The organism is Microbacterium hydrothermale (assembly GCF_004854025.1).
GTDB classification, from domain to species: Bacteria; Actinomycetota; Actinomycetes; order Actinomycetales; family Microbacteriaceae; genus Microbacterium; species Microbacterium hydrothermale.
On the sequence record NZ_STGM01000002.1, the window covers coordinates 404,600 to 428,964 of the forward strand.

Annotated in this window: 20 protein-coding genes; 13 read left to right on the forward strand and 7 right to left on the reverse strand. The window is 69.4% G+C overall.

Features of this window, described 5'->3' with window-relative positions:
* Window positions 1-199: 199 nt before the first annotated feature.
* From FB047_RS05545 to FB047_RS05570, 6 genes are all read right to left on the reverse strand, one after another.
* On the reverse strand, window positions 200-1,384 hold the full coding sequence (locus FB047_RS05545; protein ID WP_136586195.1) for an aminotransferase-like domain-containing protein: 1,185 nt from the start codon (window positions 1,382-1,384) through the stop codon (window positions 200-202).
* On the reverse strand, window positions 1,381-3,018 hold the full coding sequence (locus FB047_RS05550) for a dipeptide ABC transporter ATP-binding protein (RefSeq protein ID WP_136586196.1): 1,638 nt from the start codon (window positions 3,016-3,018) through the stop codon (window positions 1,381-1,383). The genes FB047_RS05545 and FB047_RS05550 overlap by 4 nt, the downstream gene beginning before the upstream one ends.
* Window positions 3,015-3,923, reverse strand: a complete 909-nt coding sequence (locus tag FB047_RS05555; protein ID WP_205822675.1) for an ABC transporter permease — start codon at window positions 3,921-3,923, stop codon at window positions 3,015-3,017. Before FB047_RS05555 ends, FB047_RS05550 begins: the two co-directional genes overlap by 4 nt.
* Window positions 3,920-4,936 carry an ABC transporter permease gene (locus FB047_RS05560; RefSeq protein WP_136586197.1) on the reverse strand — a complete coding sequence of 339 codons (1,017 nt, stop codon included), beginning with the start codon at window positions 4,934-4,936 and terminating at the stop codon, window positions 3,920-3,922. Before FB047_RS05560 ends, FB047_RS05555 begins: the two co-directional genes overlap by 4 nt.
* Before the next feature lie 65 nt (window positions 4,937-5,001).
* On the reverse strand, window positions 5,002-6,648 hold the full coding sequence (locus FB047_RS05565; protein ID WP_136586198.1) for an ABC transporter substrate-binding protein: 1,647 nt from the start codon (window positions 6,646-6,648) through the stop codon (window positions 5,002-5,004).
* Window positions 6,649-6,675: 27 nt separating this feature from the next.
* Complete coding sequence (locus FB047_RS05570; protein ID WP_136586199.1) at window positions 6,676-8,094, reverse strand: FAD-binding oxidoreductase; 1,419 nt, start codon at window positions 8,092-8,094, stop codon at window positions 6,676-6,678.
* Window positions 8,095-8,554: 460 nt separating this feature from the next.
* Here FB047_RS05570 and FB047_RS05580 point away from each other — a divergent pair, with 460 nt between their 5' ends.
* The 5 genes from FB047_RS05580 (at window position 8,555) to FB047_RS05600 (ending at window position 15,247) form a co-directional block, all read left to right on the forward strand.
* Window positions 8,555-9,751, forward strand: coding sequence for an LLM class flavin-dependent oxidoreductase (locus tag FB047_RS05580; RefSeq protein WP_136586201.1), 1,197 nt, complete (start codon window positions 8,555-8,557; stop codon window positions 9,749-9,751).
* Entirely contained in the window at window positions 9,748-11,100 is a 1,353-nt protein-coding gene (locus tag FB047_RS05585) for an NtaA/DmoA family FMN-dependent monooxygenase (protein WP_136586202.1), read from the forward strand. Before FB047_RS05580 ends, FB047_RS05585 begins: the two co-directional genes overlap by 4 nt.
* The gene (locus FB047_RS05590; protein ID WP_136586203.1) at window positions 11,097-12,983 is read left to right on the forward strand and encodes an FAD/NAD(P)-binding protein; all 1,887 of its coding nucleotides are present in this window, start codon (window positions 11,097-11,099) and stop codon (window positions 12,981-12,983) included. Before FB047_RS05585 ends, FB047_RS05590 begins: the two co-directional genes overlap by 4 nt.
* Before the next feature lie 253 nt (window positions 12,984-13,236).
* A complete protein-coding gene (locus tag FB047_RS05595; protein WP_205822677.1) occupies window positions 13,237-14,727 on the forward strand; it encodes a hypothetical protein in 1,491 nt (496 codons plus the stop codon).
* 319 nt (window positions 14,728-15,046) lie between these two features.
* On the forward strand, window positions 15,047-15,247 hold the full coding sequence (locus FB047_RS05600; protein ID WP_167494161.1) for a hypothetical protein: 201 nt from the start codon (window positions 15,047-15,049) through the stop codon (window positions 15,245-15,247).
* Between the two features lie 347 nt (window positions 15,248-15,594).
* Here FB047_RS05600 and FB047_RS05605 read toward each other — a convergent pair whose 3' ends face one another.
* On the reverse strand, window positions 15,595-16,707 hold the full coding sequence (locus FB047_RS05605) for a PucR family transcriptional regulator (protein WP_136586205.1): 1,113 nt from the start codon (window positions 16,705-16,707) through the stop codon (window positions 15,595-15,597).
* A gap of 112 nt (window positions 16,708-16,819) precedes the next feature.
* Between FB047_RS05605 and FB047_RS05610 the strand changes: the two genes are divergently transcribed.
* The 8 genes from FB047_RS05610 to FB047_RS05645 all read left to right on the forward strand — a co-directional run bounded on the left by FB047_RS05610 (window position 16,820) and on the right by FB047_RS05645 (window position 24,214).
* Window positions 16,820-17,764 (forward strand): alpha/beta hydrolase, encoded by a 945-nt coding sequence (locus FB047_RS05610; protein WP_167494162.1) that lies wholly within the window; start codon window positions 16,820-16,822, stop codon window positions 17,762-17,764.
* 167 nt (window positions 17,765-17,931) lie between these two features.
* Window positions 17,932-18,888, forward strand: coding sequence for an alpha/beta hydrolase (locus tag FB047_RS05615; RefSeq protein WP_136586207.1), 957 nt, complete (start codon window positions 17,932-17,934; stop codon window positions 18,886-18,888).
* A 20-nt stretch (window positions 18,889-18,908) separates the two neighbouring features.
* The gene (locus FB047_RS05620; protein ID WP_136586208.1) at window positions 18,909-20,300 is read left to right on the forward strand and encodes a mannitol dehydrogenase family protein; all 1,392 of its coding nucleotides are present in this window, start codon (window positions 18,909-18,911) and stop codon (window positions 20,298-20,300) included.
* A 47-nt stretch (window positions 20,301-20,347) separates the two neighbouring features.
* The gene (locus FB047_RS05625) at window positions 20,348-21,340 is read left to right on the forward strand and encodes a sugar ABC transporter substrate-binding protein (RefSeq protein WP_136586209.1); all 993 of its coding nucleotides are present in this window, start codon (window positions 20,348-20,350) and stop codon (window positions 21,338-21,340) included.
* Window positions 21,337-22,107 (forward strand): ATP-binding cassette domain-containing protein, encoded by a 771-nt coding sequence (locus tag FB047_RS05630; protein WP_240752640.1) that lies wholly within the window; start codon window positions 21,337-21,339, stop codon window positions 22,105-22,107. Before FB047_RS05625 ends, FB047_RS05630 begins: the two co-directional genes overlap by 4 nt.
* Window positions 22,104-22,313, forward strand: coding sequence for a hypothetical protein (locus FB047_RS05635; protein ID WP_136586211.1), 210 nt, complete (start codon window positions 22,104-22,106; stop codon window positions 22,311-22,313). Before FB047_RS05630 ends, FB047_RS05635 begins: the two co-directional genes overlap by 4 nt.
* Complete coding sequence (locus FB047_RS05640) at window positions 22,313-23,116, forward strand: ABC transporter permease (protein WP_136586212.1); 804 nt, start codon at window positions 22,313-22,315, stop codon at window positions 23,114-23,116. The genes FB047_RS05635 and FB047_RS05640 overlap by 1 nt, the downstream gene beginning before the upstream one ends.
* 138 nt (window positions 23,117-23,254) lie before the next feature.
* Window positions 23,255-24,214 carry a carbohydrate kinase family protein gene (locus FB047_RS05645; RefSeq protein ID WP_136586213.1) on the forward strand — a complete coding sequence of 320 codons (960 nt, stop codon included), beginning with the start codon at window positions 23,255-23,257 and terminating at the stop codon, window positions 24,212-24,214.
* The last annotated feature ends 151 nt before the right edge of the window (window positions 24,215-24,365 follow it).

Sequence of the window (24,365 nt, forward strand, 5' to 3'; positions counted from 1 at the left end):
GATCCGCACAACCTCAGCCCCCCCCACCCCCCGAAACGCGTGAGGTTACGCGAATCACGGAGGCTGCGTCCGCCCGGCGCGCAGCCCGCACCGCGCCCGCGGCCGCCGCCCGCACGCCGCACCCGCACGAGCGCCGCACCCGCCACCCCGCCACCCCGCCACCCCGCCCGCCGCGGCACACGCCACGACCCGCGCCCGGTCACCCCTGCCGCGCCACCGCCCGCCCCAACCGCGCCGCGGCCTCGCGCAACGACGACTCCTCGGTGTCGCCGTAGGCGAGGCGCAGGTGCCGGTCGGCGTCGGTTCCCGGCCCCGAGGGGAAGAACGACCCCCGCTGGTACTCCACGCCCTCGGCGCTCGCGTCGGCGGCGAGGCGGTCGGCATCCACCGTGTCGTCGGTCAGACGCGGCCAGAGGAACAGACCGCCCTCGGGCACGGTGACCTCGAACGAACCGGATGCCGAGAGCGCGGCGGCGAGGGTGTGCGCCCGCGACCGGTACAGCGTCCGCGCGCGACCGAGCACCCGGTCGAAGAGCGTCTCGTCACTCGTCAACAGCTCAGCGACGACCGCCTGCACGAGGGTCGACGAGTGCGAGTCCTGGCGGCTGCGCAGGGCCACGGCATCCGGGATCAGGCGCTCGGGCAGCACGACCCAGCCCAGCCGCAGGCCCGGGCCGAGGGTCTTGGTGAAGGTGTTGACGTGGATGACGTGGTCGGAGTCGTGGAACGGCGCGAGCGACTCGGGCTCGCCGTGGAACCGCAGCTCCCGGTAGGGATCGTCGGCGAACACGACGAAGCCGTACCTCTCGGCGAGGTCGACGAGCTCGCGGCGTCGGGCCGTGGGTAGTGACGACTGCGACGGGTTGTGGAACTCGGGGACGGTGTACACGGCGGCGGGGCGGGCGCCGGCGCGCAGCTGGGCGGCGAGCGCGTCGACGTCGAGGCCCTCGGCACCGACGCGGACGGGCAGCACGCGCGCGTCGGCGAGCTCGAGCCCGCGCAGGAACAGCGGGAACACCGGATTGTCGACGGCGACGAGGTCGCCCCGCTCGAGCACCGTCTGCACCGCGATCGCGAGTCCGTGGAACCCGCCGTTCGTGACGAGCACGCGGTGCACGTCCACGCCCTCGCGCAAGGCGATCCACTCGCGCAGCGCGGGGATCCCCTCGGTGCGCGAGTACTGCAGGGCCGGCGCTCCCGGCCGCGCGAGCACGCGGGCGGTCGCCTCGGCCAGCTCGGCGGTGGGGAGCACGGACGGATCCGGGATGCCGCCAAGCAGCTCGATCGCGTCGGGGCGGCGGTCGCGCAGGGTCTGGTCTCCGAAGCCCTTCGGGGCGCTGAAGGCCTCGATGAGCGCGGGGCGGGGAGGGGACAGAAGGGTCATCGGGGGCTCCGGAGGTCGGGGGTGGGGATGGCGTCGACGAGGGCTCGCGTGTAGTCCTCGCGCGGGTGCGAGAGCACGTCGGCCACCCGACCGGCCTCGACGACCCGTCCGTCTTTGAGCACCGAGACGGTGTCGGCGATCTGGCGCACGAGAGCCAGGTCGTGCGAGACGAACAGGTACGTGAGGCCGCGCTCGCGCTGCAGGCGGCGCAGCACGTCGAACACCCCCGCCTGCACCGTCACGTCGAGGGCGCTCGTCGGCTCGTCGAGCACGATGACGTCGGGTTCGAGCACCAGCGCGCGGGCGATCGCGACGCGCTGACGCTGACCGCCCGACAGCGCGTCGGGGCGACGGCGAGCGAGCTGCGGCGGCAGGCCCACGGCATCCAGGGCTTCGGCGACCTTCGCGGACCGCTCGGCGCGCGTGCCGACGCGGTACCGGTCGAGCGGTTCGCGGATGATCCGCCCGACGCTCCATGTGGGATCGAGGGACGTGAAGGGGTTCTGGTAGACGAGCTGGAGGTGCCGACGGATGCCGCGGAGCTCGGCCTCGGTGCGCCCGGTCACCGCCGCGCCGTCGACGAGGATCTCGCCGGCGTCGGGGGTCTCGAGCCCCCGCAGCAGGCGCACCGTGGTGGTCTTCCCCGAACCCGACTCGCCCACGAGCGCGTGGGTCGTGCCCGGCGGGACGCGGAAGGAGACCCCGGCCACGGCGGCTCGAGCCGTGCCGTCGACGACGAAGCTCTTCGAGATCTCGCGCACCTCGATGCGGGCGGCGGTGGTGTCGGTGGTCCAGGCGTCGACCCCGCGCCCGTCGGCGTGACGGTAGCGGTCGGGGTTGAGAGCGGGGGCATCGGCCTGGAGCTGCAGCGTGTACGGCGAGGTCGGCGCGGCGAACACCTCGCTCGTGCGTCCGGCTTCCTGCACCCGGCCGTCCCTCAGCACGACGATCTCATCGGTGCGCTCGGCCGCGATCGCGAGGTCGTGCGTGATGAGCAGCAGGCCGATGCCGAGGTCGGCGCGCAGCTCGTCGAGAAGGTCGAGGATGCGCTTCTGGATGGTGACGTCAAGGGCACTCGTCGGCTCGTCCGCCACGAGCAGATCGGGCCGCGGCAGCACCGCGAGACCGATCAGCACGCGCTGCAGCATGCCGCCGGAGAGCTGGTGCGGGTAGGAATCGTAGACGCGGGCCGGGTCGGGCAGCCCCACCCGGGCGAAGATGTCGAGGACAGCCACGCGGCGGTCGGGGGCGTCGGTCAGCGCCGCCGCCTCGAGCGCCTGCGCGCCGACCGTGCGCACGGGGTTGAGCGCGTGCGAGGGGTCCTGCGGGACGAAGCCGATGCGACGGCCGCGGAACGGCCGGAACCGCGCCTCGGTCAGGCCGAGCATCTCGTCGCCGGCGAACTCCACGCGTCCGCGTGCGCGTCCGGTGCCGCGCGGCAGCAGTCGCAGCACCGAGCGCGCGATCGTCGACTTGCCCGAGCCGGATTCGCCGATCAGGGCGAGACTGCCCCCGGGCGGGATCGAGAACGACACGTCGTGCACCACGGGGGTGCGGCCGTACGCGACGGAGAGGTCCTCGACGCGCAAGAGGGGCGCGGGCGTCTGCTCGCGCAGAGGGGCGGTGAGGGTCATGACGTCCTCCGGAGCCAGCGGCTGATGCGGTTGATCGAGAGCACGGTCGCCACCGTGACCACGGCGGGCCAGACGACGAGCCACGGCGCGCGCGGATAGTCCTTGCCGGCCGAGATGAGCAGACCCCAGTCGGATGCCGGGGGCGGATCGCCGTAGCCGAGGAAGGCGAGCCCCGCGATGACGAGGATCGACAGCCCGAACTGCAGCACGGCGAGCGGGATGAGCGAGCGCGAGGCGTTGGGGAGCACGTGTCGGAACAGCACGTGCAGACTCGAGCCGCCCTGCAGGCGCGCCGCCTCGACGAACACCGCCGAGCGCACGCGCAGCACCTCGGACCGCATGACCCGCGCGAACACGGCGACGGCCGAGACGCCCGTGGCGATCGCGGCGTTGATGGTCTGGAAGCCCAGCGAGCTCACGATCACCACGGCGAGCAGGAAGGCCGGGATGGCCAGCAGCACGTCGACGAGACGGGCGAGTACGGTGTCGGTCCACGATCCGAGAAATCCGGCGAGCAGTCCGATGAGCCCGCCCACGATGACCCCGATCGCCACGGCGACGAGGGCACTGGTCACCGACGACTGCGCGCCGAAGACGATACGGGCGAACAGATCGCGACCGAGGTGGTCGGTGCCCAGCAGGTGCGCCGCGCTCGGCGGCTGCAGCTTGTCGGCGGGCACCCCCTGCGCGGGATTCTGCGCGGTGAAGAGCCACGGCGCGAGCGAGAAGGCCACGACCACGGCGACGACCGCGAACGAGACGATCACGTCGATCGGAACGGAGAGACGGATGCCACGGATGCGGGCGAGCGGCCCGCCCGGCACTGATTCCGGTACCGATCCCGGCGACGGGTCGGCCGCGGGCGGCACCGGGGATGCGACCGGGGGCAGGGGCGCGGCGGTCATACGATGCTCACCTCCTCACGGAGCGGCGGTGCGGGTTCGTCGGACGCGGGGGCGACGACCGCGCGCCCGCGCGCCCCGATGAACACGCGGGGGTCGAGCAGCGGGTACGCGAGGTCGGCGAGGAGATTGACCACGACGAACACGATCGCCGCGAGCGAGACGACCGCCTGCAGCACCGGGAGGTCCTGGCTCGCGACGGCCTGCTCGACGAGGGTGCCGATGCCCACGCGACCGAAGATCGCCTCGGTGATGAGCGCGCCGCCCAGCAGCTCGCCGACGATCAGCGCGAGCACGGTCACCGCCGGCAGCGCCGAGGGCTTCACGAGGTGACGCAGGAACAGCGCGCCCTGCCCGAGCCCGCGCGAGCGGGCCACCGCGACGTACTCCTGCCGCGACTCGTGATCGAGCGAGGCGATGAGCACCTCGGCGAGCTGCGCCGAGACCGGGATGCCGAGCGCCACCGCCGCGAAGAACGTGCCCCACGGCGTCTCGGTGTCGATCATGCTGAACAGTCCGAGCCCGAACGCGAAGACGTGGATGAGCAGCAGGCCGATCACGAAGTTCGGGACGGACAGGAACAGCGACGGCAGCGAGCGCAGGACGCCCTGACCGAAGCGCGCGGGCAGGAACTGCGTCCCGTACGCGATCGCCACGGCGAGGACGACGGCCACCAGCAGGGCAGCGGCCGCGAGGCTGAGGGTCGAGCCGAGCGCGTCGAGCACGAGGGTGCTCACGGGCAGGTTCGACCGCAGCGAGACGCCGAGGTCGCCCACGAGGAAGCGCCCGAGCGACGACGCGAGCTGCACCCACCAGGGTTGGTCGAGACCGTAGTAGGCCACGATGCGCGCGATGTCGTCTTCGGTGAAGCCGTTGTCGGGGTTTCGCAGCGTGCTCGTGATCGGGTCGCCGGGCAGGATGCTGATCACGAAGAACGTGAGCAGGTACGCCAGCAGCACGACGACGAGCGCCTGGCCCGTGCGCCGCAGCGCGAAGCGGCCGTAGGTGCGGAGCATGCTCTCTCCTTCCATGTCGGTGGGGCGAACGGGGGCGGATGCCACGGCATCCGCCCCCCTTCGGATCAGCTGTTCAGCCAGGCGTCCAGGTAGTACGCGTAGGCGAGGCCGTTGTAGCTGACGCCGCTGACCTCGGGTGACTGCACGTACACGCGCTGCACGATCTGGGTGAGCGGCACGAAGTAGCCTTGCTCGAGCACGTACCCCTGCAGTTCGTCGGCGACCTTTGCGCGGGCGTCGCGGTCGGTCGCCGTGGCGATCCGGGTCGAGAGGTCGTTCAGCGTGGCATCCGAGGTGCCGACCTTGAACCAGTCCTCGTCGCCCTTCTTCTGCGAGGTCAGGACGCCGGCCACGGTCCCGACGTCGACGAAGCTGCGGGTGATCTCGGTCGCGGGGATCGTCGCGTTGCCGATCACCTTCTGCCCGTAGGTGGGCACGTCGTAGGTCTCGAGGTTCACCTCGAAACCGAGGGTCGTCAGCTGCTGGTCGACGAGCTCGTCGACCGCCTGCGAGGCCTGCAGGTACGGGTTGGGGTAGAGCGTGAACGACAGCTTCCGGCCGTTCTTCGTGCGGACGCCGTCGGCGCCCTTCGTCCAGCCCGCCTCGTCGAGCAGAGCCGCGGCTTTGTCGGGGTCGTACGCGAAGTCCGTCGTGTGGTCGGTGGCCTCGGGCACCGTGCTCTGGAACAGCGACTCGGCCGCGAACCAGTCGGGGGTGTAGACCGTCGAGAGGATCTCGTCCCGGTCGATGCCGTGTTGGACGGCCTGGCGCACCGTGAGGTCGTCGAAGGGGGCGACGGACGTGTTCAGCGCGTACCCGTTCACGAATCCGAGGTAGCGCGGCGTCTCGACGGTCAGACCCTCCTGCTTCAACGCCTCCAGATCCTGCGGGCTGGCGTTGTACGCCACCTGCGCCTGGCCCGACTCGACCGAGGCGGTGCGCAGGGTGGGCTCCGCGACCTGCTTGTAGGTGATCGTGTCGAGGTAGGCCGGGCCCTCGTGGCCGACGGCCTCGGGGCCCCAGTCGTAGTCGTCGCGCTTCTTCAGCACGACACTGTCACCCTCGGCGACCTTCTCGACGACGAACGGGCCGCTGCCGATGTCTTTCGTGAGGTCGGCCTGCTGCGCGGCGGGGAGGGCGAGGGTGGCCGGCGAGATGAGGATCGAGCCGTGGTAGGCCAGGGTCGGGATGAAGCTCAGGGTCGGAGCCGAGAACGACACCCTTACCGTCGTGGCATCCACCGCTTCGGCGCCCACGTAATTCGCCGATGGGAAAAGGCCGATGCGGTTGATGCCGTCGTCGGGACGCCCCTTCGCCCAGATGTCGATGTTCGCGACGACCGCGGCGGCATCCAGGGGCGTGCCGTCCGAGAAGGTGACGCCCTCCTTGAGGTGCAGGGTGAACTGCGTTTTGTCGGCGTTCTCGTCCCAGCTCTCGGCGATCCACGGGCTGAGGGTGCCCTCGGCGTCGACGTAGATCAGCTTGTCGGTGAGGTTGCCCCAGATCTGGCCCTGGTAGCTCGAGATCGCGCTGTTGTTGGGGATCCACGTGGCGCCGAGCGAGTCGATGAGGAAGACGAGGTCGCCGCCGGGCTTCGGCGAGGAACTCTCCGCCGGAGCGGCGGAGGATCCGGCGCCGCACCCGCTGAGCAGGACGGCGCCGACGGTGAGGGCGGAGGCGACGCCGAGGAGGCGTCGGAGGCGAGTGGTCATGAGGATCCTTGTGCGGTGGGGAACGGGTTACAGGGCTTTTCCGGGGTTGAACAGACCCGCCGGATCGAGCGCGTGCTTGATCGCGAGCTGCGCGATGCGCACGCGCTCAATGAGCTCCTCGGCGGCGAGGTCGCGCTTGACCGTGCCGATGCCGTGCTCACCGCTGACCGTGCCGCCGACGGAGAGGGCCGCACGGACGAGGTCATCGGCCGCGTCGTGCAAGACCGCGGGCACGGTGGCGGGGTCGGCGCCGGCGGGGATGGGCAGGGTGATGACGGGGTGCAGGTTGCCGTCTCCGGCGTGGGCGACGGCGCTCACGGCGACGCCGTAGCGGGCCTCGAGGGCGGGGAAGCCCGCGAAGACGTCGGCGATCCGCGACTTCGGCACGGCCACGTCCCCGCCGACGAACCACGACCCGTCGCCGAGGCGACGGCCCGAGCGGCGCAGCTCCCAGAGCGTCTCGGCATCCGCCTCGCTCTCGACCGCGACGCGGGCGCCGACGGCCTCGAGCGCGGTGGTGAGCTCGGCGGTCTGCTCCTCGATGCCGAAGCCGTCGAGCTCGATGAGCAGCAGGGCCGCGCCGCGAGTGCGCAGGCCGGAGTCGTTGGCGGCGTCGATGCCGTCGAGGGTGGGCTCGTCGAGGAACTCGATGACGCTGGGACGCACGCGCGACGCCGTGATGGCCCCGATCGCCGCCGCTCCCGCGGCGGTGGAGGCGAAGAACGCCGTCACCGTGCGGCGCGCGACGGGGAGCGGCCGGATGCGCACGGTCGCGGCGACCACGATGCCGAGCACCCCCTCCGACCCGACGAACAGCGACACGAGGTCGAGACCGGTCACGCCCTTGATCGAGCGGTGCCCGATCGACACGAGGCTCCCGTCGGCGAGGACGACGTCGAGGGCGAGCACCGACTCGCGTGTCACGCCGTACTTCGCGCAGCGCAGGCCCCCGGCGTTCGTGGCGATGTTGCCGCCGATCGTCGAGATGCGCCAGCTCGCGGGGTCGGGGGCGTAGAAGAGGCCGAGCGGGGCGAGGTGCTCGTTGAGGGCCGCGTTCAGGACGCCGGGCTCGACGACCGCGATCTCGTCGGCCGGCGACACCTCGACGATGCGATCGAGGCGATCGGTCGAGACGACGAGCTGGTCGCGGGTCGCGGTTGCCCCTCCCGACAGTCCGCTGCCGGCCCCGCGCGGCACGACGCTCACCCCGTACCGCGCGGCCAGGCGCACGAGCTGCTGCACCTCGAGGGCGGTCGTCGGAAAAGCCACCGCGGGCCCGTCGACCTCGACGCCCTCACCGTGACGCGGCGCCGTGCCGGCGTCCCACGCGAACGGGGCCGTCGCGGCGGACGGCGCGCGCACGTCGAGGTGCGGCGCCTCCGCGGCCACGGCTTCGAGCAGGGCGGACAGGCCCGTGCGGAGGACGGTCGCGGGGGGAGCGCTCATGGGCGGGCCTCTCGGGATGGGGACGGAAGTGCAGCCGAAGCTAGGGCGACACCGGTGCCGCCCTCACCTCGACGGAAACGCGCCGTCGCGATGCGTCGCGGTCCGTCACGCAACGTCGCGCGGCGTCACGATCGAGCGCGTGCGGGCGCGCTCCCGCTACGCTCCCGCGCTCCCGCTACGCTCCCGCGCTCCCGCGCCCCGCGCCCCGCACCGAGCACCGAGCACCGAGCACCGAGCACCGAGCACCGAGCACCGAGCACCGAGTGTCCAGAACACCCGGACGAATCCCCGCGGCGTCCGGGTTTCGTGGACACCCGACGCGCGATCGCAGCGCCGAGCACGCGTGCGCGCCGTAACAATGACGCCTCGCGGCGCTGTGTGACGCGCGCGATTGTGCCGCCGCGCGCCCGGCGGCACAGTAGGCCTCTCGGCGGGACCGGCCCGCCGCGAAGGAGCCCCGATGCCCGACCGCATCCATCTCGCCGTCGCCCTGGACGGCGCCGGCTGGCACCCGGCCGCGTGGCGCGAGTCCACCGCCCGGCCCCGCGAGCTGACGTCGGCCGCCTACTGGCGCGACCTCGTGCGCACCGCCGACGACGCGGGTCTTCTCTTCGCCACGATCGAAGACGCGCTGAGCCTCGGCGGGCGTTCCTTCGAAGCGGATGCCGAGACCCGGCGCGATCGCGTGCGGGGGCGCCTCGACGCGGTGCTGCTGGCGTCGTTCCTCGCCCCGCTCACCGGGCGCCTCGGCCTCGTCCCGACCGCGACGACCGCCCACCCGGAGCCCTTCCACCTCGCGACGGGGCTGCAGACCCTCGATCACGCGAGCCGCGGCCGCGCGGGCGTGCGTCTCATCGCGGGCTCGACGCCCCAAGAGCGCGCGAACTTCGGACGCCGCACCGAGGGACCCACCGGTCTCCCGGCATCCGGTCGCGTCGACGACGACCCCGCTCTGCTCGCGGCGTTCCGCGAGGCGGGAGAGGTCGCCGAGGCGATCCGCCTGCTCGCCGACTCGTGGGAGGACGACGCGATCGTGCGCGACCTCGAGACCGGGAAGTTCCTCGACCGCGATCGCGTGCACAACGTCGACTTCGCGGGCGAGTTCTTCTCGATCACCGGCGCCTCGATCGTGCCCCGCTCCCCGCAGGGTCAGCCGCTGATCACCGCGCTCGCGCACCAGAGCGTGCCCTACCGCTTCGCCGCGGAGCACGCCGACCTCGTGTTCGTCACCCCCGCCGATGCGGGGGAGGTCGGCGGCATCCTGAGCGAGCTCGACGGCGCCGCGGTCGACCGCGGAGAGCCCCTGCGCGTGTTCGCCGATCTGCTCGTGCTCGTCGAGGAGACGCGCGCCGAGGCGGAAGCCGTATGGAACCGCCTGCAGGACCGCGCACCGCTGCGCAGCGACGCGCGCGTCGTCGTGGGAAGCGCCGACGACGTCGTCGACGAGATCCGCGCGCTCGCCGCGGCGGGGGTGGACGGCATCCGCCTGCGCCCCGCGCGGCTGCCCGCCGACCTCGACGCGATCGCCGAGCGAGTCGTCCCGCGCGCGGCGGCCGCCGGCATCCTGTTGCCCGACGACGGGGCGCCGACGCTGCGCGAACGCCTCGGACTCCCCCGCCCCGCCAGCCGCTACGCCCGTCAGGAGGTCGGCGCATGACCCGCCGTCGGATCCATCTCGCCGCGCACTTCCCGGGCGTGAACAACACCACCGTCTGGACCGACCCGTCGGCGGGCAGTCAGATCGACTTCTCGTCGTTCGAGTACTTCGCCCGCACCGCCGAGCGCGGCGTCTTCGACTACCTCTTCCTCGCCGAGGGGCTGCGGCTGCGCGAGCACCGCGGGCAGCTGCACGACCTCGACGTCGCCGGGCGCCCGAACACCCTCGCGATCCTCACCGCCCTGGCCGCGGTGACCGAGCACATCGGCCTCGTCGGCACGCTCAACACCACCTTCAACGAGCCGTACGAGCTCGCGCGACAGCTCGGCACGCTCGACCTGCTCTCGAACGGGCGGGCCGGTTGGAACGCCGTCACCAGCTCCGACGCGTTCCACGGCGCGAACTTCCGCCGCGGCGGCTACCTCGACCACGCCGACCGCTACGTGCGGGCATCGGAGTTCGCGGCGCTGTCGAAGGCGCTCTGGTCGTCGTGGCGCGACGACGCGATCGAAGCGGATGCCGCGTCGGGGACGTTCCTGCGCGACGACGCGATCGCGCGCGTGCGGCACGCGTCGCGATTGTTCGACGTCGACGCGGTCTTCGACGTTCCGCCGTCGCCGCAGGGCCGACCCGTGATCGTACAGGCCGGGGACTCCCCCGACGGCCGCGACTTCGCGACCGAGCACGCCGACGTCATCTTCTCGCTGCACACCGCCTTCGACGACGCGCAGCAGTTCTACCGCGACGTGAAGGGGCGGCTCGCCGCCCACGGACGCGACGAGGACTCGCTCAAGATCCTGCCCGCAGCGACGTTCGTCCTCGGCGACACGGCGGCGGAGGCCCGCGAGCGCTCCCGCGAGATCGCCCTCGCCCAGGTGCGCCCGCAGACGGCGATCACCTACCTCGAGCAGATCTGGAACCGCGACCTCAGCGGCTACGACCCCGAGGGACCTCTGCCCGACGTCGAACCCGACACGGGCGTCGAGACCGCGCAGGGCTTCGCGGGCCGGCACGCGGCGATCCGCGCGCGCGTGGGGCAGCTGCGCGCCCAGGCCGCGGCCGAGAACCTCAGCATCCGCGAGCTCGTCATCCGTCTCACCGCGAACCACACGTTCGTCGGGACGCCGGAGCACGTGGCATCCGAGATCGACCGCTACGTGCAGGAGCGCGCGACCGACGGATTCACCGTCGTCGGACACGTCACCCCGCACGGCCTCGACGAGTTCGTCGAGAAGGTGGTCCCCCTGCTGCAGGAGCGCGGCTCGTACCGCCGCTCGTACGACGAGGGCGCGACACTGCACGACCTGCTCGGGCTGCCCTCCGTCGCGCGGGAGGTCGTCGGACGATGACCGACATCGTGATCGTGGGGGCGGGGCCGCGGGCGGTGATGCTCGTCGAGCGTGTGCTCGCGCGCCGCACCCGCGCCGACGCCGTTCCCCTGCGCATCACGCTCGTCGATCCGTTCCCTCCCGGGGGCGGCCGGATCTGGCGCTACGCCCAATCCCCGCTGCTGAAGCTCAACTCGATGGCGCGCGACGTCACGGTCTTCACCGACGACAGCTGCGTGATCGCGGGTCCGGTCCGCTCCGGCCCGTCGCTCGGCGAGTGGGCGGAGCGCGTCCGCGAGGGGCGGCTGCCCGACGTCGAGATCGACGACCCCGACCTCCTCGCCGAGGTGGAGGCCCTGCGCGGCGACAGCTTTCCGACCCGCCGCCTCCAGAGCCTGTACCTCGACTGGTTCTGGCGGCGCACGGTCGCCATCGCCCCGCCCGGCGTCGAGGTGCGGTGGCAGCCGGGCACCGTGCAGTGGGTCGACGACGTCCCCGACGGGTGGGAGGTGGCTCTCGCCGACGGAACGCGGCTCGGGGCCCACGTCGTCGTCTACGCCCTCGGACACAACGGCCGTGAACCCGAGAGCACCGCTCTCGACCTGAGCGCCGCGGCCGCCGCGGCGGGCTTCTCCTACCTCGAGCCCGCGTTCACCGCGGATGCCGACCTCTCGCGACTCGCTCCCGGCGCCGACGTGATCGTTCGGGGGATGGGACTGGCCTCGGTGGATGCCGTCGTGCTGCTCACCCAGGGGCGCGGCGGCCGGTTCTCGCGTCGCGCCGACGGCACACTCGAGTACGCGCCGTCGGGTCGCGAGCCGCGGCTGCACCTCGGATCGCGCCGGGGCGTGCCGTACCGGTCGAAGGTGACGTCGCAGGTGCGGGGGAACCCGCCCGAGCGCGAGGTGCTGACGCCGGCGGCGATCGCCGCGCTGCTGGCGCGTCCGGGCTCGATCGACTTCCTTCACGACGTGTGGCCGCTCATCGCGCGCGAGCTCATGTGGGGCCACTACCGCGAGCTGTTCACGGGGCATCCCGAACGGGTCACCACCAGCTGGGAGGTCTTCTCCGAGACCCTGCGGGCGATCGACGGCGATACGGCGGCCCTGCGCCGCGCGGTCGCCGAGGTGGTGCCCGACCCCCTCGATCGCTTCGACGTGCCCGCGCTCGACCTCCCCCTCGGCGACGAGACCTTCTCCGACGAGGACGCCGTGCACGCGCGCGTGCGGCAGCACGTCGCCCACGACCTGCTGCTGCGCACCTCGCCGGAGCACAGCGCGACGCAGGCGCTGTTCCTGACCATCCTCGGATCGTTCCTCGCGCTCGGCGACATCCCCGTCGACCGCTGGAGCGCGCGCTCGCGTGCGGTCGACCTGCCGGTCACGTGGCACACCTTCTTCAGCTACGTCGCGTCGGGGCCTCCGCCGCACCGCCTCGAGGAGCTGCTCGCGCTCGCGGACGCGGGTGTCGTGCGCTTCCTCGGGCCCGACCTCACCGTGCACCTCGACCCCGAGCGAGGGTTCGTCGCGACCTCGCCGCGCCACCGGGGCGAGGTCGTCGCGACCGCCCTCGTCGACGCCTGGCTCCCCGCCCCGGGGGCCGCCGCGAGCGACAACCCCGCCCTCCGCGAACTGGCCACGCGCCACGGGCGGGAGGTGCACGTCGCCGACGAGGCCTTCGCCGGCTCGCTCGGGCGCATCGACGTCGACCCCGACGGCCGCGTGATCGCGCGCGACGGCAGCGCGCACGAGACGCTGTTCGCGCTGGGTCCCTTCACCGCGGGAATCGAGGCCGGCGCCTTCACCCGACCGAACTCCAACGCCCTGTCGCTGCGGCAGACCGATCGCGTCGCGGGGGCCGTCACGGCCGCCGCGACGGCGCGCCGGGTCGCCGGCATCCGCTGACCCGCCCATCCGGCGATCCCGACGCGCCGCCACGACCGGGTCCCCGCCCGGCCCGGCCCGGGCGCGCGAGCGAAACTCCTGAGAAACCACGCCATCGGCTCGCGCATCCCGCGCCCTGCCGCGCGGCCCGACCGCCACCGCGCGACTTCTCAGGAGTTTCGCCCGGCTCGAGGGTGCTCCGCTCCGGATGGGGGCAGGATGGAGCCCTGCGCAATCCGAACCCGGGCGCGCGGCGAACACTTCTCGTAGTGCGATGACGCCACGAAAGGACGACATGCGACTGGCGACGACCCTCCGGCGGTTCGAACTCGACACCCGCCCCATCCACCCCGAGACGCGCCGCGCTCTCGACCAGCGGTGGGCGGAACTGCCCGAACACGCCAAGACGCCCAGCCAGTTGCTTGGGCGCAGCGCCGTCGGGTGCGAGGGGACGCACGGCGTCTTCCCCAAGTGCAACCTGACGTGTTCGCCCTGTTACCACTCGGCGGATGCCAACAAGGTGCGCATCGACGGCGACCACACCGTCGACAACGTCACCCGGCAGATGGACTACCTGCGCGCGGTGCGCGGCCCGCGCGCGCACGCCCAGCTCATCGGCGGCGAGGTGAGTCTGCTGAGCGCCGAGGACCACGCCCGCTCCCTGCTCGCCATGCGCGCCGTCGGCCGCGAGCCGATGTCGATGACGCACGGCGACTTCGACTACGACTACTTGCTCGACGTCGTCCTCGACGAAGACGGCAAACCGCGCTTCGACAAGGTGTCGTTCGCGGCGCACTTCGACTCGCTCATGCGCGGTCGTCGCGGTGCCGTGCGCCCGCGTGGCGAGGCCGAGCTCAACCCGTTCCGCGAGAAGTTCGCGCGCATGTTCGTCGACCTCAAGCGCGACCACGGCGTCAGCAGCTACCTCGCGCACAACATGACGGTCACCCCGTCGAACGTCGCGGAGGTCGAGCAGGTCACGCGCGACGTGCTCGAGATGCCGTTCGACATGATGTCGTTCCAGCCGGCGGCGTTCATCGGCGACGACCGCCGTTGGCGCGAGGACTTCGGCGAGGTCACCATCGACGCGGTCTGGGAGAAGATCGAGGCCGGCGCGGGGCAGAAGCTGCCGTGGCAGGCGACGCAGTTCGGCGACCCGCGCTGCAACCGCTCGACCGTGGGCGTGCGCGTCGGCAAGACCTTCGCGCCCGTGCTCGATCCCGACGACCCCAAGGACATCGCGGCCCGCGACCGGTTCCTGTCGCACTTCGGCGGGATGATCTTCGGCGGCATCCCCCGTCACGTCCTGGCCGTCAAGGTCGTGCGCGCTCTCGCGTCGCACCCGGGCGACATCCCCCCGCTGATCGGCCTGATGTCACGCGTGCTGCGCCGCGCGGGTGGTCTGCGCAAGGTCGTGTCGGCCGCGCGCCGCGGCAAGGTGTCGTTCAAGACCTTCGTGATCCACAACTTCATGGATGCCGAGCAGGTCGCGCCCGCGTGGAAGCTCATGGAAGAGGGCGTCGTCGCCGACGACCCGCTGCTGCGCGAGACGCAGGAGCGCCTGGGCGCGTGCATGTACGCCATGGCGCACCCCGAGGACGGCCGTCTGGTGCCCGCGTGCGTGCAGCACTCGGTGCTCGACCCGAAGGAGAACGAGGAGCTCCGCCGCATCCTGCCGCTGCCGACCGTGCGCCCGGGTGCGACGGTGACGGCCCGGCCGTCGGGGCTGACCGCGGTGCGCGAGACGGGCACACGGACGGCCTGAGCCGGGGTTCGCGAATCCATTTGTTGAGGCGGAGACAGACATCCGCTGGCGCGCCACCGGCCTCAACCGCGTGGCCGGGTGCGTCGACTGATCGATGGCGGTGGCCCTCAGGCGGTCGCACGGCCGTTGCGAGTCGGCATGATGACACCATGCGTCTCATCAGCGGGATCGTGCTCCTGATCGTGGCGACGGCACTGGGGCTCTTCTGCCCCTTTGCGTTCGCTGAGACGGGGCTCGATTGGACCTTCTCAAAGCCCGCTACCGTCCTTAAGGACTCCTCCCAATGGGATGCCGAACGGAGCTTCAGCGTCCCATTGGGGTGACGGCGTTGATCCTGTGGTTCGCGCTGACGGCTGGCGCATTCTTCATCCTGCTGTTCGGGCGGTCGCGGCGGCGCCCGGTGCTCGCAAGTGTTCTTGTCGCGGTGAGCGCTGTGGTCGTGCTCGGGTTGACCGCCGCGGCCCTGTCGGTTCCGCCGGTGGGGGAGCAGTACCCACTCCCGCCCTGGAATCGCGCGTGAGCGCAAACGCGTCGACGCGCAAACGGCGCGCGATTGCCACCTTTATTTCGGCCAGGGTATGCGAGCACTGCGGGGCGCTGTCGTGGCGACTCTGGTTTTCACGCTGACGGCCTGTACGGGTCCCAGGCGCTGCTGTGTGGTGCGAAACCGATCGGTTTCGCACCACGCGGCGCGGGTCGAGCGTGTCGGCGTGGATCCGGCGCACTCAGCGGGTTATCACAGGCGCGACGCTGCGATAGCAGACGAGATGACTTCGTCGCATTGCGGGGGTCGGTAGTAGTCGGACGCACTGCACAAACGATGAGCGATCTAGACCCAGCCTGACCGCGCCCCTGCGATCGGGATTGTCAGGTCATCGAGCTTCTGAAGACTCTCCATAGCAACATGGCGACGGCAATCCGCTCGCGGCCTGCCGCTGATGTTAGATCGACGCCGAGGGTCTGACTGATTCGCGTGATCCTGCTCTGCAAGCTGCTGTGGTGGAAATTTGTGGCTCGCGCCGCTGAACGCAGGGAATCCGCGTGAAGGTAGTGGTCCAAGATCTCGATGCTCTCCGCCCCTTGTGGGCCGGTCGCTAGCCGCTCGAGGTGCAGGATGTCGGATTGTTCAGCGACGGCCGAGGGGTCCAGTGTGCCGAGCAAGCGCAGAGCGCCGAGTTGATCGGAGTTCAACATGCGGGGCCAAGACGTCGTCGCGCCGGCGAATCGCAGAGTCTCGCGAGCGATGGCCCAGGATCGTGGCGCGTCGAGGATGTCGACGACGGGGCCGCTGGCCGCTCGGCCGGTGATGCCATGGGCTGCTGTCCAGTCAACGGGTTCTGCACCTACCGCAATGACTAGTGAAAGGTGGCGAGAGAGCGGTGCGATGTGAACCGGTCTTTGCCACGCTGTGCGCAGAGGCTGGGTGGCAAGGACTCCCGGCGCCGATTCTGTCGATTCAACCGCGATGAGCTGAATCGCACTGGCCGCTTGGAGCCCGATGAGGCGTGCGGCGCGAGACCGTTCCGCCTCAGAGCTGTGCGAGTTGATGAGCAGCTGAGCCAGCGCTGGGTCAGACAGACCCGATGCGGCCTCTGCTCCACCGTAGGGGCGTTGCCGGGCGAGAACAGCCCTCACGGTCAATGCAAACCGCTCGAGGATGAACTCATCGAGCTCATAGCCGGCATCGCTGCGCTCCAGCCACAGCGTTCCGCTTTCATGACGACCCAGCTCAACGGTGACCGTTCGCGGGGTCTGGGTGGGCGGACCGGCCAGCCGGGAACCGTCATTGGAGTATCGAATCAGCAGGCCCTGGGACGAGAGTTCAGCGCCGGCTGGGCAATCCGCGAGGACCGCAGTCGCTCGAATCACTGCATCGAGGTCGGGTGTATTCGATGCCAGCTGGTCGAAAAATGCCACGACACGAAGGGCACGCTCCCCGGGAGTGTCGACGTTGAGCAGCTTCACCATGAGGCCCTGCATGCCCCGATTTTACGGTCACGATCGCCGATTGCCAGCCGTTCGGCTGATCTTCGAGATCCCCCGTGCCGATTGGCGGTCGAAGCGTCGCGGGGACGAGAGGGATGATGTGGGGGTGACTGTCGACGGCCTCTCCTCCCCCCTGTATCTCGACCCAGAGCTCGCAGCGATCAGCGTCATGATCCCCAGCTTCGATTTCACCGATGTGGCAGGGTCACGGCGTTTTGAGCAGGAGCTCGTCTCCCAAGGTCGTCGCACAGTTGAGGGGGTTTTGGCGGAGGACATCATGATTGCCCGTCGAGACGGCTCTGCCCTCGCTGTTCGCGTTTACCGACCCGAACTCGTCGAAACGCTACCCGCCATCCTTTACATTCACGGCGGTGGTTTCGTGCTCGGCGGCTTAGACACCGAGGACGACCGGTGCGCGTACTACGCGCGAGACGCGCACTGCGCTGTCGTCTCCGTCGACTACCGCCTCGCTCCGGAGCATCCCTACCCGGCGGCCTTTCATGACTGCGTAGACGCCCTGTGGTGGATGCACGATGAGGCGGACGCTCTGGGATTCGACAACCGTCGGCTGAGCATCGGTGGGAACAGCGCCGGAGGGGCCATCGCCGCATCCGTCGCGCTGGCGTCTCGCACGGACGAGGCCCCACCTCTCGTGCATCAGCTTCTCGTGAACCCCGTCTTGGATTGCCGAAGTGAGACGGCATCCATGCAACGGTTCAGGACCACGCCCGGGTGGAACCTCGCTCAGAACCAGCTCATGTGGGAGCTCTACCTGGGCGGCTCCACTGCGCCAGTTGACCACAGAGCGGCCGCCGCTCTGGCGGACGACGTCAGGGGAGCGCCGCCGACTTCCATTTGGATAGCTGAGTACGACCCACTGCGCGATGAGGGACACGCCTATGCCCAAAAGCTGATGGCAGCCAACGTCCCCGTCGGGATGATCCAATATCCGGGCACCATCCACGGATTCGATGGCTACCGCATGACGGGCCTGGGCCAGCGAGCACTCGATGATCAAATCACCGCGTTGCGATGGGCGTTTCGCACCTGACGCGCCGCATGGCGCAATCTTGGTGAGGAATTGAGCCAAATGGCGGTCAACGAGGCGAGGGTGCCGACGTAGCGTCGGTTGTACACCTCAAGTCGTCTCGAATCCCGCGAACGCATAACCGCCCTGTGTCTGCGGTCCGGGATCGTTTCGGCCCCGGAAGGACAACGATGACCTCTCGCGCCCCCGTCGATCCCGACGTCGTGACACTGATCGCGAACGCGCCCTCCGTACTGAATCTCGATCCCGCGACCACTGTGGACGAAATCAGGGCCAGAGAGGCCCGGCTCCACTCGTGGATGCGGGGCGATGTCGAGCCGGAGCTCGCGCGCGTCCCTGCGCGAGACAGTTCCGTAGCCGGGATACGCGTTCGCTGGTATGGCGAGGAGCCGCGGGCTGATTCGGACCTCGTCGTGTACATACACGGGGGCGGCTGGCTCGCGGGCGATGTCGATTCCTACGACCCGGATGTTCGCCGGCTGGCCGCACACCTCAGGCTCCCCGTCGTCGCGATCGACTACCGCCGGACACCGGAACACCCGTTTCCCGCGGCCATTGACGACTGCATCGCCGTCCTCCGGGAGCTGCACCAAGGACCTTGTCGATCACTTTCCCTCGCTGGAGACAGCGCCGGCGGAAATCTCGCCCTCGGCGCGACGATCGCTTTAAAGGCCGAGCACATCGTGTCGTCGATGCTCCTGCTCTACCCAGTGGTCGACCCGACGGCATTCGACAACCGTTCCTACAGGGACAACGGTGCCGATTATCTTCTGACTGCGGAAGCCATGCGCGGGTTTTGGGATCTATATACCCCCTCAGACGATCACCGTCGTCATCCGAGCGCCGCCCCCCGCTTCGCGGAGCTCGAAGGGCTTCCCCCGACGGTTGTCGTCAGTGCAGATTTCGACCCGCTTCGCGACGAGGACCGCGACCTCGCTTCCCGCCTCATCAGCGCGGAGGTGCCCACCACATACCTCCCCAATCCTGGGCTCACCCATGGCTTCCAGCAGATGGTTCCACGCGTCCCCGCGGCTGCCGAGGCTCTCCGGTGCGCATACACCGCCTTCGGCGCGGCAATTGCCGGTGGCGGCACGCCCGCCTGGGCACTGACCGCGCTGGGGCGTTGAAAGGAACGAAGGACGCCGACATGATCACTTCACACATCCTCCACTTCGGTGTGGGCAACTTTCACCGCTCCCACCAAGCCAAATACCTGCACCAGCTACACAGTGAGGGCCGTGACCTCGAGTGGGCGATCGTGGGAGCGGGGCTGCTCCCCGGAGATGTCCGCATGCGCGACGCCCTCCGCGATCAGGACTACGCCTACACCCTCGTCGAATGCGCCGCCGATGGCACCAATGCAGTGCACCGGATCACGTCCATCACCGGCTACCTCTACGGGCCCGACGACCCGGCCGCGCTCATCGAGATGCTCGCGGCTGCGTCTACCCGCATCGTGTCGCTGACCATTACCGAGGGCGGTTACAACCTCTCCGACGCGACCGGACGATTCGACACCACGAACACCGCGATGCGCGCCGACACCTGGAACGAAGACCGCCCCACCACCGTCTTCGGATACCTTGCTGCCGCCCTTCGCCGCCGTCGTCGTGCGGGGATAGCGCCGTTCACGGTCCTGTCCTGCGACAACATCCAGAACAACGGCGACATGGCCCGCGAAGCACTGGTGTCATTCATCGGGATGACCGACGTCGATTTGGCCGACTGGGTCGAGGGGAACACCGCATTTCCCGGAAGCATGGTCGATCGCATCACTCCCGTCACCACCGACGCCGACCGCGCGTGGGTTCGCGCCACGACGGGGTACGACGATTCCTGGCCTGTCGTCAGCGAAGACTTCACCCAGTGGGTGATGGAAGATCACTTCCCGTCAGGTCGCCCGCGTTGGGAGGACGTCGGAGCTCAACTTGTCGACGACGTCGCGCCATTCGAGACGATGAAACTTCGGATGCTGAACGGGGCCCATCAGGCTCTCGCATACGTCGGTCTTCTCCGCGGTCACACGTTCGTCCACGAGGCGATGACTGATCCTGCCGTGGCTTCCTTGGTCGACGCCTTCCTCCAAGAGGCAGAGAGCACGGTTCCCCCTCTCCCGGGCATCGATCTTCTCGCCTATCGCATGACGCTGTTGAAGCGTTTCTCCAACGCCTCTATTCGAGACACCCTCGAACGCCTCGCCACGGACGCCAGCGACCGCATCCCCAAGTTCGTCGTCCCCATCGCCCGGGATCTCATCCAGCACAGCCAGCCGGCGCCCGAGGCCGCAGCGGTCATCGCCAGTTGGGTCGCCGTCGCCTCGACGAGACACAACAACTCACGTCCACTGGCAGACCGCCAAGTGGAGGACGTGTGGCAGGGACTCCTGGACGAGCGCGTTGTCGCAGGGTCATTTCTGGATCGCACTGACTGGTTCGGTGCGCTCGGCGAGAACCCCACCTTCCGAACGACGTACGTCTCCTCCCTTGAACGTCTTCGCCGAGGCAACGCGTTCGAGTCCGTCGCCTCAAACGCCCTTTGACCTCTTCCTGCTCTTCACCTGTCCACCCGTTTCAGAAAGGCACCATCATGAACCGCACCACCCGGATGATCGCGCTCGTGGGCACCGCCGCCCTCGCTTTGTCGCTCAGTGCATGCAGCGACGGCCCGCTCGGCGCATCTGACGCCGCCAAGGATGGCGCCAGCGCCGACGCCGTCAGCATCCAATTCGTCAACCCTCTGCCCAACTATCCCGCCTGGCGTGTCATCGGCGACTGCATGGCCGACCAGGCCAAGGAACGCGGAGTGGACTTTAACGAGACCGGCCCGACCGGGCAGGCCATGGACCCCACCACCATGATCGAGCAGATCCAGAGCGCCATCGCGAATAAGAAGTCTGGCATCATCACCCTGCCCGCCAGCGACGCCTTCGGCCCCCTCCTCCAGCAGGCCCGCGACGCAGGAATCGTCACGGCCACCATGTACGGCGACGGGGCCGATGGCAGCGGCGCCGACATCAACGTCGGCATCAACTGGACCGAACTCGGCAAGGTCTACATCGACGAAGTCGAAAAGCTCCCCGGTGACAAGAAGGTGGGAATCATCACGAGCGCCGACACCGGCATCGGCAAATTGTTCATGGACGGCGTCAAGACCGCCGTCGCAGCCACCGACGACATCGAGATCGTCGGAGAGGTGTACACCGGCGATGACTCCGCCAAGGCACTAGCGCAGACCAACGCCCTCCTCACCGCTCACCCCGACGTGAACGTCATCCTCACCAACATGGGAACCGCTACCCAGGGTGCGATCTCCGCCATCGAAGCGAAGGGCCTCACCGGTGAGATCTCCTTCATCGGCAATGGCCCCGACAACGGAGGCAAGGAAGCCATCGAAAGCGGAGCCGAGTACCGCTTCCTGCTCCAAGCGCTGTGCGACGGCGGAAAGGATGCACTCAACGCCGTCGCCGATCGTCTGGAAAGCGGCACCGCTGCCGGGGGCGCGGCAACCTTGATCGACATGGGCACTCGCATGGCCACGAAGGACGACTACGCCGAGTACGTCGCGAAGGGATGGTCGTGACCGACACCGCCGCCCTCGAACTCCGAGGCATCAAGAAGTTTTTCGGATCCGTCGCCGCCCTCGAGCACGTGGATCTCGCCGCCTTCCCGGGAGAAATTCACGCCATCGTCGGAGATAACGGCGCCGGCAAATCCACCACCATCAAGATCATCACCGGCATCCACCGAGGCGATGGCGGCGACATCTTGATCAACGGCGACGTCGTCGAAAGTCACGGCGCCAGCACCCTCGAGAAGGGCATCGCCGTCGTCTATCAAGATCTCGCTCTCGTGGAATGTCTCGACATTTCCACCAACATGGCACTCGGGAACCTTCCCAAGCGCTTCGGAATGATCCTTGATCGCAAGCGCATGGATCGAGAAGCCGCAAAGGTACTCACCGACCTCAACGTCCGAGTCGGCGACGTGAAGACACCGGTAGGACTGCTCTCGGGCGGTCAACGGCAGGTCGTCGCCATCGCGCGCGCAGTCCGCATGGACACCCCCACCATCCTGCTCGACGAACCCACCGCCGCCCTCGGCGTGCAGGAAACAGCACAGGTCGGACGAATGCTCGACGAGCTCCGCGCCGCAGGCAAGGCCGTCATCGTCATTAGCCATGATCTCGACTTCGTCTTCCAACACTCCGACCGCATCACCGTCCTCCGGCTCGGGAACAGCGTCGGAACCCGGCGCACCGCCGAAACGACACGTGACGAGATCATCGGCATGATCACCGGCGCGATCCCCCGCGGCGCTGCGGCTACCGCCTTCAAGGAGAAGTCATGACACAGATCACCTCGACAGCCCCGGCCCCGGCCCCGGTTGTCACTCAGAAGGCCTCACGCCGGATCTCCTCGGTGCTGGTTCGCCAAGAGGCATCCCTCCTCGGCGTCGTCGCCGTCATCGTCATCGCGGCGACGGTGATCAACCCAGCATTTCTCACCGCGACAACATCACCGAAATCCTCCGCAGTTCCGTCATCTATTTCGTGATGGCCTGCGGTGCGGCACTGCTGATTATCGGCGGCGGACTCGACTTCTCCGTCGGCGCGATCTTCACTCTCAGCGCCCTCACCGGCACCTCGCTGATGAAAATGGGGGTGCCCATTCCGGTCGCGATTGTCGCTGCACTCGCCATCGCGGCACTCGTCGGCGTGCTCAACCACCTGATCATCACCTACTGGCACGTCCCCCCGATCATCGCCACCCTCGGCGTGTTCTTCGTCGTCCTCGGCGCAAACTCCCTCATCACGGGAGGCCTCGACGTGCTCCCACTCCCCACGGAGTTCGTCCGTCTCGGTCAGGGATATTTCATCGGCGTCCCCAACATCATCTGGATCGCTGTCCTGGTGGGCATCATCACGTGGTTTGCTCTCGAGCACACCCGCTTCGGCGTCAACGTCCGCGCTCTCGGCGGCAATCGCGCGGCCGCCGTTGCCAATGGCCTCCATGTGAAGAAGCTCGACCTCGCTCTGTACGCCATCGCCGCCGTCACCGGCGGCATCGCGGGCCTGCTTTACTCCGCGCGAGTCGGGGCAGGACAGGTTGAAGCGGGCGGCTCGGCGACCACGCTCGTCGTCGTCACAGCTGTCCTCATCGGAGGTGTCAGCCTGCTCGGAGGGCTCGGGAACATCACGGGCGTCGCCATTGGCGCCGTCCTGCTCTCCCTCATCGACAACGCCCTCATCGTGTCCCGCATCCCACCCCAGTTCAACAACATCGTCGTCGGCGCCATCCTCGTCTGCGCCGTCGCCGTCGACCACCTCCGCCGCCAGCAGCTCTACAAGCGCCGCTAACAGCAACGCGTTTGTGGTGCCTGCGCCACAGAGGCGCCTGTTGGGCGGCTCGGTGGCACAGGCACCATGACGGCTGAGGGCTGAGGGGCCCGGACCTCGCGCATCCGTCGCGTAGTGTCACCACAGAAGGAGAAGCGGATGCCCACCAGCAGAAAGACGCAACCCGCCAACGCTCAGCATTATGGCAGTAGCGCGGCGGCCCGCATCCTGGTCGTCGGCGAGGCCCTGATCGACATCATCGAGAAGGACGGCTCTGTCACGGAGCACGTGGGCGGGTCCCCCGCAAACGTCGCCCTTACGCTCGCGCGGCTCGGCCGCGAGGCGACGCTCGTGACCGACATCGCCGACGACGACCGCGGCCGGCGCATCACCGAACACCTCAGCGCCTCCGGCGTGAGAGTTGTCCACGGCGATGCTTCGCGCACCTCGACAGCCCGTGCGACGCTGCGCGAGGATGGCTCCGCCCAGTACGTCTTCGACCTCTCCTGGAACCCGCCGACCGCCGACCTGAGTGACGTCACCCACGTGCACACGGGCTCCATCGCCATCTACCTCGAGCCGGGCGGCTCTGCCGTGCTCGAAATACTCGAGGCCTTGCCGGCGGGAGTTACCGCGAGCGTAGATGCGAACATCCGCCCGGCTCTCGTGGGCGGGCAGAGAGAAGCGCTCGCGCGTTTCGAGCGGGTCGCGGCGTCCTGCGAGATCGTCAAGCTCAGTGACGAGGACGCCGAATGGCTGTACCCGACAATGCACCTCGACGGCGTGCTAGCCCGACTGCTTGAGCTCGGCGCGCAGCTCGCAGTGGTTACGCGCGGAGGCGAAGGGCTGCTGCTCGCCTCCTCCGTCGCGCGCGTCACCGTGCCCGCCGAAAGCATCGTGGTCGCCGACACGATCGGCGCGGGCGATTCCGCGATGGGCGCGATCCTCGACGAGGCTCACCGGCAGGGGCTGGGTGCGTCAAACGGGATGCTCGTCGACGAACCGTCGCTCCACGCAATTGGGCAGTGGGCGGCGCGGGTCGCGGGAGTTACAACATCCCACTCAGGCGCGAATCCTCCAACCAGCGCTGAACTCCGTTGCCCAAAAGTCAGCAGATGAACGGTGCAAAACCGATCGGTTTCGCACCACCCTTAGGGAACTTGGGAGGCGAGTCCTGCCTCGAGCTCGCCTTCCATCCGGCGACGCATTCGGCGGTAGAGCACGGCGTACCAGAGGAAGGAGCCCACGGTGCTGATTGCGATCAGTACCG

Coding starts and splice junctions, on each gene's coding strand:
- FB047_RS05545 (WP_136586195.1), bottom strand. CDS start 1,384: ATGACCCTTCTGTCCCCTCCCCGCCCCGCGCTCATCGAGGCCTTCAGC.
- FB047_RS05550 (WP_136586196.1), bottom strand. CDS start 3,018: ATGACCCTCACCGCCCCTCTGCGCGAGCAGACGCCCGCGCCCCTCTTG.
- FB047_RS05555 (WP_205822675.1), bottom strand. CDS start 3,923: ATGACCGCCGCGCCCCTGCCCCCGGTCGCATCCCCGGTGCCGCCCGCG.
- FB047_RS05560 (WP_136586197.1), bottom strand. CDS start 4,936: ATGCTCCGCACCTACGGCCGCTTCGCGCTGCGGCGCACGGGCCAGGCG.
- FB047_RS05565 (WP_136586198.1), bottom strand. CDS start 6,648: ATGACCACTCGCCTCCGACGCCTCCTCGGCGTCGCCTCCGCCCTCACC.
- FB047_RS05570 (WP_136586199.1), bottom strand. CDS start 8,094: ATGAGCGCTCCCCCCGCGACCGTCCTCCGCACGGGCCTGTCCGCCCTG.
- FB047_RS05580 (WP_136586201.1), top strand. CDS start 8,555: ATGCCCGACCGCATCCATCTCGCCGTCGCCCTGGACGGCGCCGGCTGG.
- FB047_RS05585 (WP_136586202.1), top strand. CDS start 9,748: ATGACCCGCCGTCGGATCCATCTCGCCGCGCACTTCCCGGGCGTGAAC.
- FB047_RS05590 (WP_136586203.1), top strand. CDS start 11,097: ATGACCGACATCGTGATCGTGGGGGCGGGGCCGCGGGCGGTGATGCTC.
- FB047_RS05595 (WP_205822677.1), top strand. CDS start 13,237: ATGACGCCACGAAAGGACGACATGCGACTGGCGACGACCCTCCGGCGG.
- FB047_RS05605 (WP_136586205.1), bottom strand. CDS start 16,707: ATGCAGGGCCTCATGGTGAAGCTGCTCAACGTCGACACTCCCGGGGAG.
- FB047_RS05615 (WP_136586207.1), top strand. CDS start 17,932: ATGACCTCTCGCGCCCCCGTCGATCCCGACGTCGTGACACTGATCGCG.
- FB047_RS05620 (WP_136586208.1), top strand. CDS start 18,909: ATGATCACTTCACACATCCTCCACTTCGGTGTGGGCAACTTTCACCGC.
- FB047_RS05625 (WP_136586209.1), top strand. CDS start 20,348: ATGAACCGCACCACCCGGATGATCGCGCTCGTGGGCACCGCCGCCCTC.
- FB047_RS05635 (WP_136586211.1), top strand. CDS start 22,104: ATGACACAGATCACCTCGACAGCCCCGGCCCCGGCCCCGGTTGTCACT.
- FB047_RS05640 (WP_136586212.1), top strand. CDS start 22,313: ATGGCCTGCGGTGCGGCACTGCTGATTATCGGCGGCGGACTCGACTTC.
- FB047_RS05645 (WP_136586213.1), top strand. CDS start 23,255: ATGCCCACCAGCAGAAAGACGCAACCCGCCAACGCTCAGCATTATGGC.